The 14250-nt window shown below is 55.7% G+C and carries 6 protein-coding genes; 2 read left to right on the top strand and 4 right to left on the bottom strand.

Annotation, left to right across the window (positions count from 1 at the left end):
* Positions 1-37: 37 nt before the first annotated feature.
* From GPL81_RS22985 to GPL81_RS22970, 4 genes are read right to left on the bottom strand one after another with little or no spacing between them, the layout of a single operon-like run.
* Positions 38-1219, bottom strand: coding sequence for a hybrid sensor histidine kinase/response regulator (locus GPL81_RS22985; RefSeq protein ID WP_160108564.1), 1182 nt, complete (start codon positions 1217-1219; stop codon positions 38-40).
* Positions 1213-1806, bottom strand: a complete 594-nt coding sequence (locus GPL81_RS22980; protein WP_160108563.1) for a chemotaxis protein CheB — start codon at positions 1804-1806, stop codon at positions 1213-1215. Before GPL81_RS22980 ends, GPL81_RS22985 begins: the two co-directional genes overlap by 7 nt.
* Positions 1803-2618, bottom strand: coding sequence for a CheR family methyltransferase (locus tag GPL81_RS22975; protein WP_160108562.1), 816 nt, complete (start codon positions 2616-2618; stop codon positions 1803-1805). The genes GPL81_RS22980 and GPL81_RS22975 overlap by 4 nt, the downstream gene beginning before the upstream one ends.
* A complete protein-coding gene (locus tag GPL81_RS22970) occupies positions 2619-6110 on the bottom strand; it encodes a response regulator (protein WP_160108561.1) in 3492 nt (1163 codons plus the stop codon).
* Positions 6111-6356: 246 nt separating this feature from the next.
* Between GPL81_RS22970 and GPL81_RS22965 the strand changes: the two genes are divergently transcribed.
* The gene (locus tag GPL81_RS22965) at positions 6357-6719 is read left to right on the top strand and encodes a response regulator (protein ID WP_160108560.1); all 363 of its coding nucleotides are present in this window, start codon (positions 6357-6359) and stop codon (positions 6717-6719) included.
* A 298-nt stretch (positions 6720-7017) separates the two neighbouring features.
* Complete coding sequence (locus tag GPL81_RS22960; RefSeq protein WP_160108559.1) at positions 7018-14130, top strand: hypothetical protein; 7113 nt, start codon at positions 7018-7020, stop codon at positions 14128-14130.
* The last annotated feature ends 120 nt before the right edge of the window (positions 14131-14250 follow it).

Raw genomic sequence — 14250 nt, 5'->3', positions numbered from 1 at the left:
GGGGTCGACCAGAGGTTGCGTCAATCCGGCTGTTTTCCTACAGCGGCAGACAAACGCGAAACAGGGCGCCTTCGCCAATCCGGCTTTCGACGGTAATGGTACCGCCATGGGCGGTGACAATCTGTTCGGAAATAAACAATCCCAGGCCCAGTCCAGCGACAGCTTGCTTGGCCGACACCCGTTCGAACTGCTGGAAAATCCGCTGCTGGTTTTCTTCACTGATGCCGATCCCGAAATCACGGACTTCCACCCGTGCCTCACCGTTGTCACTGTACACCTTCACGGTGATCGGGCTCTTGGCGCCGTAGCGCAGGGCGTTGGTCAGCAGGTTGGAAATCACCTGTTCAATGCGGAATTCGTCCCAACTGCCGATCACCGGTTGCTCGGCTTCGAGGGTCACGGAAGCCTCGTCGGCCTCGATCTGTTGGGAAAAATTTTGTAACACACCGCGAACCAGCGCCGACAGATCGAAGCGGGTCGGCCGGATCGACAGCTTGCCGGTGCGGATGCGCGAGACATCGAGCATGTCTTCGATCAGGCGGATCAGGCTTTTGATCTGCCGCTCGTCGCGGTCGACCATGGCGTGCATCTTGTCGAGAGTAAACGCGGAGGCGTTATCCCGGGCCAAGTGCATCTTGCGCAGTTGGGTCTCGAGGATCAGGCCATTGAGCGGCGTACGCACTTCGTGGGCGACGATGGACATAAAATCGTCGCGCATGCGCACCGCCTGCTCCAGTTCCCGCTGCGTGCTCTGTAACTGCGCCAGCAACGCCTCCTGCTCGCGGCGGCTCTGCTCCAGCGCTTCGACCTGTTGTTTCATGGCCTTGCTCTGGCGATACAACTCGACAAATACATTGACCTTGCTCTTGACCGCCTGGATATCCAGCGGCTTGTGCAGGAAGTCCACGGCACCGCTTTCATAACCCTTGAACGCATAGTTCAGCTCGCGGCCAGCGGCGCTGACGAACACGATCGGAATGTTTTTGGTCTTTTCCGTACCACGCATCAACTCGGCCAGTTCGAAGCCGTTCATGCCGGGCATCTGCACATCGAGAATGGCCATGGCGAATTCGTGCTGCAGCAACAGCGACAAGGCTTCATCGGCCGATTGCGCCTTGTACACGGTACGGTCTTCGCGCTTGATCAGCGCTTCGAGTGCCAACAGATTCTCCGGCAGATCGTCGACGATCAGCAGTTTGGCCTGGATATTACTTAGCATGCGATTCGTTCCAGCTCGACAAGCAGACGGCCGATGCCGCGGATAGGGAGTATGTGGTCTGGCTGATGAAAATCCAGCGCAGCCTTGGGCATGGTCGCGACCTGGGCCTCGTCCGGATCTTGCACGATGGTCAGGCCACCCCGCGCTTTGACATGGGCCAGGCCGCGCGCACCATCACGGTTGGCGCCGGTCAGTAATACGGCGGCGAGGGTCGGGCCATAGGTGTCGGCGGCCGATTCGAACAGGTAGTCGATGGCAGGCCGGGAATGATGCACGCGGTCTTCCAGGCTCAAGGAAAAGCTGCGGTCCTGCTCCACCGACAAGTGATAACCCGGGGTGGCGAAATATAACGTTCCGGCTGCGACCGGGGTTTTGTCGCCGGCTTCCAGAACCGGCAGGCAAACCCGTCGGGCGAATACCTCTGCAAGCTGGCTGCGGCGCTCGTCCGGCAAATGCAGCACCACGATGATTGGCAATACGAAACCCTTACGCAGAGGGCTGAGAATATTCAGCAACGCCTCCACCCCGCCGGCCGACGCGCCGATCACGATCGCTTCTATCGAAGGCAAACCCGTTGCGCTGTTCATGATTTGCGGTAGATCCGTTCTTGTTTCACCAGCGGCTCGAATTGCTTGCCGAAGGCGGAAAAATCCGGGGTTTCCTTGCTGCCCAGCACCAGAACCCCTCGGTGGCAAAGCGACTCATGAAACAATCCGAACGCCCGATCCTGGAGGCTTTTATTAAAGTAAATCAACACATTACGACATGAAATTAACTGTGTTTCTGAAAAAACACTGTCGGTTGCCAGGCTGTGATCGGCAAAGGTCACGTTCTCGCACAGCGACTTGTCGAAAATCGCGTAACCGTATGCCGCCGTGTAGTAGTCGGCGAACGAGCGCTGACCACCGGCCTGCTGATAGTTAGAAGTGTAGGCGCGGACGTTATCCATGGAGAAAATCCCTTGCTTGGCTTTCTCCAGCGAGCGCGGATTGATGTCAGTGGCGTAGATGATGGTGCGATCGAGCAGGCCTTCTTCGCGCAGCAGGATGGCCATCGAATAAACCTCTTCGCCCGTGCTGCAACCGGCGATCCAGATTTTGATCGACGGGTAGGTCTTGAGTAGCGGCACCACTTCCCGACGGATCGCCAGGAAGTGCGAAGGGTCGCGGAACATTTCACTGACCGGAATCGTCAGCAACTGCAGCAGCTGCATAAACGCGGCCGGGTCATGCAGGACTTTTTCCTGAAGCGCCGAAATGGTGCCGCACTCGAACTGGCTCAATGCGTGGATGACCCGGCGCTTGATTGACGCCCCGGAGTAATCGCGAAAATCGTAGCTGTACTTGAGGTAGATCGCCTCGATCAGCAAACGCAGTTCAATCTCGGTATTTCTTTCCACTTAAATGCGTTCCATTTTCGGCAACCACACTCGAATCAGCGAAAACAGGCGATCCAGGTCGATGGGCTTGGCCAGATAATCGTTGGCGCCGGCCTGCAGGCAGCGCTCCTGATCGTCCTTCATGGCCTTGGCCGTCACCGCAATGATCGGCAGCTTGCGCCAGCGCGGGTCCTTGCGTATTTCAACAGTGGCTTCGAAACCGTCCATCTCCGGCATCATCACGTCCATCAACACCAGATCGATGTCTTCGACTTCATTCAATCGCTCGATCGCTTCACGACCGTTTCGGCCGATGACCACCACTGCACCCTTTTGCTCCAGCGCACTGGTGAGGGCGAAGATGTTGCGTACGTCATCGTCCACCAGCAGCACCTTGCGCCCCTCGAACACCTTGTCGCGGCTGCGGGCGGTCTTGAGCATCTTCTGCCGGTCATGGGACAACCGGGATTCGACTTTGTGCAGAAAGAGTGTCACCTCATCCAGCAAGCGCTCCGGCGAGCGCGCGCCCTTGATAATGATCGAGCGGGAATACTTGCGCAGTTCGGCTTCTTCGTCCCGGGTCAGGTTGCGTCCGGTGTAGACGATGACCGGCGGAAACGAGCAGATTTCCTCGGTGGACATGCGCTTGAGCAGGTCGCCGCCGAGCATGTCCGGCAGCTTGAGGTCGATGATCATGCAGTCGAATATCGTCGTGCGCAGCAGATCGAGTGCTTCCTGGGCAAAACCGACCGCGGTGATTTCGATGTCATCGTCACCGATCAACCGGGAAATGCTGTCGCGCTGCAAATCATCGTCTTCCACGAGCAACACGCGCTTGACCTTCTGGGTCAACTTGGCTTCCAGGCGCGCAAACACCTCCTTGAGCTCTTCACGGGTGGTCGGTTTGACCGCATAGCCGACGGCGCCCATGTGCATGGCCGCTTCCACCCGGTCTTCGACCGAAATCACATGCACTGGAATGTGCCTGGTCTCGGCGTGCTCCTTCAGGCGTTGCAGCACGGTCAACCCGGAATGGTCCGGCAGGCGCATGTCCAGCAGGATCGCATCGGGAATGAATTGACGGGCCAGGTCGTAACCTTCGTCGGCACCATGGGCCACCAGGCAGCGATAACCCAACTCATGGGCCAGGTCGAAAAGGATATGCGCAAAGTTCGGTTCGTCTTCCACCACCAGGATGCAGCGGGTGGTGAACGGTGCCTTGTCGCGGTCATCGTGGAAGCGCGGGATATCGACTTGGGCAATCAATGGCTTCAATGAACTTTCAGCGACACTGGATACGGGTGTCACCGGCAGGTCACGCATCGGCCCGACAGGCGCCTGCCCCGGCCCAACGTATTGCCGGGGCAGGATCAGGGTGAATGCACTGCCCTGCCCCGGAGTACTGGTCACGCTGATGGAACCGCCGAGCAGCGCCGCCAGGTCGCGGGAAATCGACAGCCCCAGCCCGGTGCCGCCATAACGGCGATTGGTGGTGCCGTCCGCCTGGCGGAACGCTTCGAAAATGCTTTGCTGCTGATCCTGCGCAATGCCGATCCCGGAATCGCGGACGATAAAGGCAATGGCGTCGTTCGGCGCCCTGGCGACGCTCAGGCTGATCCGGCCCCTTTCGGTGAATTTCACCGCGTTGGACAGCAGGTTCTTGATCACCTGCTCCAGGCGCTGGCGGTCGGTGAACATCAGGGCCGGCACATCGTCCTGCAACTCGACATCGAGCTGCAGTTGCTTGTCCGCCGCCAGCGGCTCGAACATCCCGCGCAAGCCGTCCACCAGACGTGCCACGCTGGTGTTTTCCGGGTGGATTTCCAGCTTGCCGGCCTCGACCTTGGAAATATCGAGGATGTCGTTGATCAGGTTCAGCAAGTCGTTGCCGGCAGAGTAGATCGACTCGGCGAACTTGACCTGTTCGGCGCTTAGGTTGTCCTGCGGGTTTTCCGCGAGCAACTTGGCCAGGATCAGCGAACTGTTCAACGGCGTGCGCAACTCGTGGGACATGTTGGCGAGGAATTCGGACTTGTATCGGCTCGAGCGCTGCAACTCTGCGGCCCGTTCTTCTAGCTGGACCTGGGCCTGATTCAGTTCGGTGTTCTTCAGGTCCATGGCGTCACGCTGTTCGGCCAGGATCCCGGCCTGCTCGGCCAGTTGCTCGTTGGTCTGCTCGAGCTCGACCTGCTGGGTCTCCAGGTGCGCCTGGGACTCCTTGAGAATCCGCGACTGCTCTTCGAGTTCTTCGTTGGCGGTCTTGAGCTCCTCCTGCTGAACCTGTAGTTCTTCGTTGAGCTGTTGGGTTTTGGCCAGCACTTCCTGCAAGCGCTGGCGATAGCGCGCGGCTTCGATGGAGGTGCCGATGTTGCCGGCAATCAATTCGAGCAATTCGATATCGCGATCTTCCAGCGGACGCAGGAAGCCCAACTCGATGACACCATTGACCCGATCATCGTCACTGGTCGGCGCCACCAGCACGCTGCGCGGCAGACCTTCGCCGAGGCCGGAACTGACTTTCAGATAATCGCTCGGCACATTATCCAGGCGTATTAGCCGCGCCTGCTGCGCGACCTGACCAACAATGCCTTCTTCGCTATAGATCTGTTGTTCGAGGGCTTCCTGTTCACGGGACAAGCCGTAAGACGCTATGCGCCGCAGACCTCCGTGATCCTCGCGGACATAAATCGCCGCCACGGCGCTGCCCAGGTACTGTGCGCAAAATTGCAATATGTTGCGTCCCAGCAAGTTCAGGGACAGTTGCCCCAGCACTTGTTCAGCCAGTTCGGTCTGGCCGTTGCGCAGCCAGGCCTGGCGCTCCAGCCGTTCGGCGCTGGCCCGCTGCCTGGCAAGATTGGCGCCATACTGCTCGGAAAGATTGATAAGGTCGCGCCGGCCAACATAGGCCAGCAAGCCACTGATCGCAGCGATGAACAACAGATAAAGGGCGATGCTCCAGATCGTCGTGCGGCGCACTTCCTCGTTGCGCGCCGCGCGCAACTGTTGCTCCATGTCGATCACGTCTTCGAACTGCTTGCGGATCTCGTCGGTCAGGCGCTTGCCCTTCCCGGCCCGGACCACGCTGCGGTAGTCACCGCTGCTGCGCTGCAAATCGATCATGGTTTGCGCGTAAGCAGCCCATTCCCCCTGCAAGGCTTGCAGGCGGTGCAGGCGATCGGTCTGCAGCGAATTGTCAGCGGTCAACTCCAGCAAGGTATTGAGCACGACCTCGATTCGCGGCTTGGCCGTTTCATAGGGTTCAAGGAACTTCTCGTCACCGCTGAGCAGGAAACCGCGCATCCCGGTTTCCAGGTCGACCGTCAACTTGACTGCCTCATTGGCATTATTGATCACCCGGTCCGTGTGCTCGACCCACTGGATCGTCGACAGCAGATAAGTAATCAGCGACACGAAAAAGACCGCACTGATGGCGCCGACACCCAGCGGCAGGCTGATGTTGCGGCTCAGGAGTTTGCGAAATCGTTGCTCATCAACCGAGGACACTGAGGTCATAATCAAGCCTTGTTGAACGGGTGCAATCCAAGGAGTTTGCCCCAAAACCGGCGAACCCATCCATTTTTCTCACAGGCTTTGGCGCAAAGTCCTACATTCCGATGCTACCTCGCCAGAGGAGCGGTTATCCTTTCCCCTATTCTTTTTATAGCGCGTTGGGAACTTGTCGGGATCCGCCACTTACTCATGCAATAGAGCCGGCGATTCATTCGACCGGCAATCGCCCACCCTATCGAGACTCCCACTATGTCCGCCAATGCCTCCATCATTCTGGTCGTCGAAGACGATTCCATCGTGCGCATGCTGATTGTCGATGTGCTGGAGGAACTGGAATTCAAGGTACTCGAGGCCGATGGCTGCGAACAGGCGCTGGAAATCCTCAAGGACCTGAACCAGCACATCGACCTGATGATGACTGATGTCGGCCTGCCGATCATGGATGGGCGGGAACTGGCCAACGTGGCTCATACCCTGCGCCCTGCTTTGCCTATCCTGTTTGCCAGTGGTTACGCCGAAAGCATTGAAGTGCCTGAAGGCATGCATGTGATTGGCAAGCCGTTTTCCATTGATCAGTTGCGGGATAAGGTCAAGGGTATTCTTGGCAGGTAGCCCTGGCTGCCTTCCCCTCGAGAATCTGCAAATACTCTCATCATTTTTAAGAACACCGGATCACCTATCTTTGCGCGTTTGATGCCTTCACTGCCTGATTCAGGGTGGTAAAGGGCTTTCGTTTACTCGCGCATCGATAAGACCTCCCATGCCATCTTTCAACGCTACTGCATTGGCTTCCCGTCCCGTTCCGAATCCGCTCCGGACTGTGTCACCCCCACCGATCAACAGGCTTTCCGACATCAGGACACGCAATTGTCCGACGCGCGGACTCCCTGAGGTATTGCCGGATCAAGCCGTGCATGGACGTAACTCGGCACGCGGCGATTTAAAAGAGCCTTTCTCGTGCCCGGTGTACAGCGCAATCCTGACACCCGATAGTCCCGAAGCTGCGGACGGCGCGATAGTTGATCAAGGGTCGCTTGAAACAGCATGGGTTTACATCGTTTCTCGACTACGAACCGAGGCCTTGTCCGAAGAAGACGTTTTACAAACGCTAAAGTCCGGCATGTTGCAATCCGACACCGGAAAAACGCTGGCCCCGCTATTCGTGGACGCTATCCTGCGGTCGATCAAACCCCTGGAAGGTTTCACGCCGGAACGACTGCGGGAGTTTGTCGAGGTCATCTGCCACCTGCCCCCGAATCAATGGGCGGATGCATTCGGCGAGAACGTCAACTTCCCTCGGGGTCGTAATGGGGAAGGCGTGCATGAATTTATCCAGACCCAGCTCGAACATTCACGCTTGCAACGAGAGCAGCGAGTTGCCGATGGCGAACTGCTTGATGATGGCACGTGGAAAGAACTGCGTGAATTTACCCAATACGCGCTTAAATTCGTTCGTAACTCTTCCGATGCTCCGTTCGACCGCCATGTACGCCAACTTGAAGATTACCTTCATGTCAGGCCATCGCCCAAGGATGCCCGAACGCTTGCGACCCTGCTCGTCAAAGCGTTCAATGATCCCGACTCGAATGAACGCAAGCGCTGGACGAAGAACTTTGAACTCACGGCCCAACAGTTCAACGCTCGTTTAGAGTCGGTCGAGATTGTCGATAATCGGCCAGAACTGAGTGAAGCACTGCGAGCGACATTGTCGAAGATCGCGACGCCGATAAACACAACGCTCACCAAACTGGGCGCTATGTCCCTTAAGGACGCTGGGGAAGAACTCAAAAGTGCGGTGAGCATTGGGTTAACCAAAGCAGGTAGTTATTTTGTCTTCGGCGGCGAATCGGAACCCGTAGCCGAGCAACAGACCGATAGGTCACCCGCCAAGTCACCGCTGCTGCTGGCACTGCAAGAGATTGAAAACAAGTCGAGTTTTTTCGACGAAGTCATTACCACAGGCCCTCGGTACGCCGGAGGACTCTGGGGGAAAGTACTCTATGTCGCCAATGCGCTGGACACGGTCGGAGTGCTTGGTGTCGCGGAAAAAGTTCGCCCGCATCTACCCGCTGTTCCGACGTCGGCGGCTGTTGTCATACCGCCGGAAGCGCCTGAAGTCCCTCCTCTTTCCGTTGCAGATTTGCGGACCAAAGCAGAGGCGACGGAAAAGGAGGTCAACGATTTCTTTGAATCCCTTCCACCCACTTCAGCAGCTGGCAAAAGCGAAGATGCCGGCGCCAGTCCGATACCTCTGCAAGACTCGCAACCGACCTCTTCGACAATGGACAGTCTTGACTTTGAACACATAGCGCAGGCGTTCGGCGACGTCTTGAGCAGGATCGACAATGCACTGACATTTCCGTCGGCTTCGGCTAATGAACTTGAAGAGCTGTTGCAGCAGCTGGAGGAAACGTCAGAGGGCCTCGAAGCATTGGCGCAATTTGAGCCTGTCGGACCTCTACAGGTAACGCCGGTTTCATGGTGGGAACCGATTGCACAACAATTAAAAAGCGTACTACTGCGAATAACCACGGCGCTCGCCCCCTACACGCCGGTGGCTGCCTCTACAGCCTGGCAACTGATAAAGGATAATCCCCGGGCAAGTGTCACGGCCGTCTTCGCTGCCGCGGCACTGTATAACGATTATCGCCACACCCTTCAGGATCCGACAGCACCCGGCACTGCCCTCCCCCCGGAAGCCGAAAGCCCGGCACTGCACCATGAGCGGCTGGAGAACGATATAGAGCAAATCCTGGGAAAACCCGTGGCGGCGGGTGAGCCTGCCCTTTCCCAGACGATTCTCAAGCTCATGTATCAGTCCACGGAACATGACTTGCTCGACGACGAACAACTCATCGAGGACGTTGCGCAAGCGCTGCAACAACCCAGTCCACAAGATCCGGCAAAAACCTACCTTGAGTTGATCCACGAGACGCAAGCAGCGAAGCATGCCGGGCACACCTTTACTGAGCCTGTGTCGGATGCTCATCGTATTCGCAAGCGAGATACCGCAGCGGTTGACGCAAGCGTTGTGTCACTGGGTACCCTGTCGCAAGGCGTTGAACCGACGCCCGATATCGAAGAAAGCGAATCGGAGAAAGTGGCGGCCCTCACCCATTACCTCAACACGATGGATGAGCTGGAAAGTGTTGCCAGCGCGACTGACGAGGTGATTGACGACGGCCCTGAGGAATCGGCGACCGATACCGCCAGGCAAGTGATCCGTTTATTGCGCCACAGGCGCGCCGCGATCTGGACCGATGCTTCGCGGGGCGATGGTGACAAGCAGTTGGTTGAACGTTATGCCGGCGCATTGACCAAGTATGCCGAAGGCAAGGTCAGTTACAGTGCGGCGACTGTCATAGTCCCCATGCATTCAACCTTTGGCCAGTGCTGGCTGAACTTTGTCAACGCCTTCAAAAACCCGTTCTTTATTGATTGGGCCCGGCAGGCAAACCTTGACCTTGCCACAGTGAAAATCCGTACAGCGGACAACACGCTGACCGGCAAGGTCAAGGGCGTCGAAACGACGTTCACCCTGAATGACAATAGCGGCTGGGCCAATGTCGCCGGCCCGCTACTCAGAATGGCTCACATCGTCGATCCAACCTACATTGGCGTGGCTTATCCGACCAGTTCGTCAATTCCTCTTGCGCTGATCAGCGGGTTCCATGGTGAACCCTCAGCGCCAGGCCAGCCTCAAGCACGCCAGCGTGCCCAGCAATTGGCTACTGACCAGGCATTTACCCAAATCCAACCCGACGACCCACTCAGACCACTGCAATCAAGATCCGAAGCTCAGGCTGAAAAACAAAGACAACGCCTGGGTGACCTCTACACCCATCACGCACTGATAACGGCACTGACCGACCTCATCAACGACAAACCCGATAGCGCATCGGTAAATCTCAACGGCGGAACCTTAGCCGCCCACAAGGATTCGCTGTTTGCCATCAAACATCCGCAAGAAGCCCGGCGCATGGTCACTGCGCAACGGTTCATCAGCGCCATGGGCTGGAACGTACCGAAAACCGTGGGAGAAATACGTAACTTAATCAAGGTTATATCCTTTGTTTTGCCCGAGAGCGCTGAAAGGGCTGACTACAAGGGTGCCTTGGGTTACGGGCGGCCTCTGACAGCCACTCATATACGAACGATCCGGGAAACCGTTCAGAGCTTCGAAACACTGGTAGCCGGCGGCCTGCTCAATACACTCTTGCAGCACAAGACAGTAACCAGCCCTGTGCAAGGACTGGATCTCGCCCTCAACAGTGATAAAGCCATTCAATTGGGCAAGTCACTTGAGTCGAAACTCAATGCTGTCACTACCCCTGGCAGTGCGACCGAGTGGGTCATGGCGGCCATGTTGCTCGACCTTGATCCCACGCCCGGACAGCCTCGCAACCATGTGGTCGGTTACAACCTCACGCAGTCGGCCAACTGGGGAGCCAAGCCTTCGGCAGTCGTCAGCCGACTCCAGGCTCACCTCGTGGCCGGTGGAAAAGTCTCGGCCACTACCGCGCCTGTCGCCGCCTACCACTTGCTGTCCGCCTTCGCGCCAGAGTTTCTGGTTCGCGATATGCCCGACAATCTGGTCTGCGGTAGCCACACATGGACAAGCTTCAGAATAGCGGTCGCCCGCATCGAACAAATCGATCCTGGAGCCACCAGGCAGATGACTTTCGAACAGGTCATGAACTATGGCAGTACGGACCCCATTACCGCGGGCCAGGAAATAGCCGCGCAATCGGCCTCGGTCGATCCACTGATCGACTGGGCAATAGCCAATGGGGTCCTCGTGGCGAATGCCACCGATACCTACACAGCGGCACAGTTGGATATCGCCCGAGAGAAATTCAACGGCGTCAGGACAGAGATGGCCGGGGCTCGGGATTCTTTGACGGCGGACATGCCGACCAGAGAGGGACTTGCCCTTGCCGAGCTGGAACGGGTTTTCGGTAAAGGCTTGCCGTACGAGGACCTGTGCCTTCGTCGTAAAAATATCCCGTACGGCGTACAGGCTACGATGTACTCACTGCTGGACCTCTATATTACCGGCCAGTTGGAGCCTGGAATCTGGAGTTCTTACAACGACCAAATCCCTATCCGCACACTTGAAAAGAACTTCAAGCAACTAAAACCCGTCGAATCACTTTTCAAGGCAACCTTCACAACTTACTTCGACAACTTGCGCAGCGGTTCAGAGTCGGTATTCAAGTATTTGATATCGCAATTACCACTTGAGGATCGACAAAGCCTTGAATATGGCAACCAGAAGTTTTATTCGGTGCGCAGTGCGATCGATAAAAACAGATATCTCCAGACGCCAGAAGAGAAAGAAGCGCACAAAGGCCGTCACGGCATTTTGATTCGATCGGAATACAGGGGAAAGATCACTTACTACGAAGTATTTCCTGGCTCGGTGGAGATTCGAAAGAACACAAAACTTCCAGTCGACCTGAAGCTGAACGGCGAGATTAAAACTTTTTCCGGCATCACCGATCCGAAGGGTGGTGTAGAAAAGCAATGCGCCACACCACAACCCATCGATTGGGATGCCTATGAAAAAGGTTTGGTGCCACGCAACGACGTCACGTCTGACGTCATCATCGAAGAAATAAAACCCATCACCCAGCACGTCACGTTCTACCCTGCCGGATACAACTTCGACAGAGTGCCTGACGCCTTTTCCCCAGGCTCACGGGTTAACTATCTGGCCAAGGTCGTCGTTGATGAGCACTTCGTGGTGGGGCGAGACAAACTGGAAAGCCTGGCCCGAGGCTCAACGAATTCGGAGAATGAAAAAGCATTCAGGATCAAGGTATTAGACTTCTTCGCCAGCCTCGTACCGTTCAAATCCTGTATCGACAACATCAGCCAGGGCAACGTCGGCTCAGCAGTGTTCGACTGCGTATTGGACGCAGCGGGCTTCGTCATACCCGGCGGTGTGGCAGCAGGCCAGGCTGTCAAGGTGGCAAAAACGGCAGGCAAATTCGTTCCCAAGGCACTGAGAATGACCTGGATCATGTCCAGCAGCCTCGTCTCATCCGCCAACCCGCTGGATGGCGTGGGTGATGTGTTCAGGTTCGGGAAGAACGTTGTATGCAAGTTGGGAACCACAGCTTACCGAGCCGCTGGCGTTGGCATCGATCAGATCAAGAATCTTTATGGCACCACCAAAGCCATTGACCATGCGCAATTACTTAAACGCGCCGATATTGCAGAAGGTGTTGTCAGCACGGGGACAGCAGGACTGACCAGTCCGGTCACGGCACTGTTCAAGGACGGGAAATGGTATGCGTTTGACGCAGCCCGCAATCGGCCGTGTGGCCCGCCTCTCGATAATTTCAGGCCCGCCAGCTCTATCGCGTTGGAGCCTACGACGTTCAGCGACGGGTCTATCGCACTTACGCCGTCGCGACTTTTCGATACCGAGCCTCACACGATCCAACGCTTGTCCGGAGACGTCGACGTTGTCGTTGGCGATAACGTTTATCGATTCAATCCTGAACAACCGCAAACTCTAACAGACCTGACTTCACCCGCATATTCCGGAGAACTTGAAGGGTTCGATGCGGTATGCAACGTGGGGGGTAAGTCCAAGAGAGGCGTGACATGTCTCTCAAAATACATAGGCGACACCGCAACGCACGATCAAAAACGCGCACAAGCGCTTGAACACAAGCGTCTTTGGCCGTCAAAGGGTGTAAATGCTCGGGTCATACATGAGCGACGTATATTCCATTTCGATGGCATTAAAGGAAAAGCTAATGCTGCACCTTCAATAGAGCCCCTGGAGTTCAAATCCGAGACAACAGGCAGTATTATCAAAGACCAAAATTTCGGATTCCTGACCAAACAAGTAGATACTGAAATTGAAAAAAACACCTGTACTGTAAGAATCAACGCCATTGTTAACGGCGTTGATGACATGCGCGACGTAAGAGCATTTAAGGTTGGTATTCCAGGCTACGTCTGGGGCAAATACGAATACTTGGTCGCAGAAGTGGACACTGGCCTTTTTTACTATTGCGTCTATAACAAGAAGAAAACCGACAATATCCAATTCATAAAAATCGATTTTTCTGACGACGCTCTAGCCGCCGATTTAATCAAAGGTTACCACCGGCTTAAAGACCCTTTTCTAGTCGCAGGAAAGGGTTCGCCCAGCCGGCCTTTCATGGCATTACCAACGCTGGACAATTTATACAGCACACTCATAGACAAAAAAGGCTTCACAACTGAACAGATTGAAGAGCTGACAAAGAAAGTCGAGATATTTTCAGACGTGGCCAAGCGCGAATTTCTTATTGATGTCTGGAACAAAAATGACATTCGAGATATTGAAGTTTTCATCATGCCAATAAATATCAACATAGCCACTAAGCAGCCGGGATTCGATAAGCTTTCGGAGCACAGTAAAAACAGTTTTTACGCGAGCGCTGCAAAAACCCAAGTAGACACCCAAATACAGGCCACAGGACTAGGCTCCTTCAATCAACAACTGCCGTATGACTCCCTCGATGTGCAAAGAGCAGAACTCACTAAACCCGTTGTTTTGTGGGAATACTCCAGGGTTGGCGCCCCCAACTATGCCCAAACAATATTGAAGACCGGCGCGGGTAACTGTGACCAGTTGGCCTATGTCAGCGCTGAAGTCGCTATCCGTAATGGAGCTCATGCAAGCCTTTGGAATATGCCGGGGGCACACGCTTTTACAGTCATCGGGATACCGATGGGAACACATCATTCAACTATCGATTTTAGTGAGCCTGAATATATCAACGCATGGGTCGTCGATGCATGGGCAGATATCAGTTGTCCGGCCTCCCAATATATGCAAAAACTCAAAGACCAAATGGCTAAATGGAGCGCGGAGGGGAGAAAGATTATTGCCACCGACTGGAAAGCCACCCCCCCGGTTGTTCGATGGATGGATCCGATGGATAAGGCCTGGATCGAAAAGGTCATCGATGGACCAAAAGAAGTGAATTCGAAAAAAAAACCTGAAATCAACGCCTGATTCAGGCCAGATCCGACGCTCCCTGCCAGGGAGCGTCAACCTCTTCGACTCACTTCATCGCACAATACCGATCAAACCACCCCGCCTTCCACAGCGCCTGTGATTTAATTGCCTCCCTGC

The sequence above is a fragment of the Pseudomonas izuensis genome (assembly GCF_009861505.1).
GTDB lineage: Bacteria > Pseudomonadota > Gammaproteobacteria > Pseudomonadales > Pseudomonadaceae > Aquipseudomonas > Aquipseudomonas izuensis.
The sequence above is the reverse complement of the archived record's forward strand: the minus strand, read 5'-3'. Positions and strand labels throughout refer to the sequence as shown.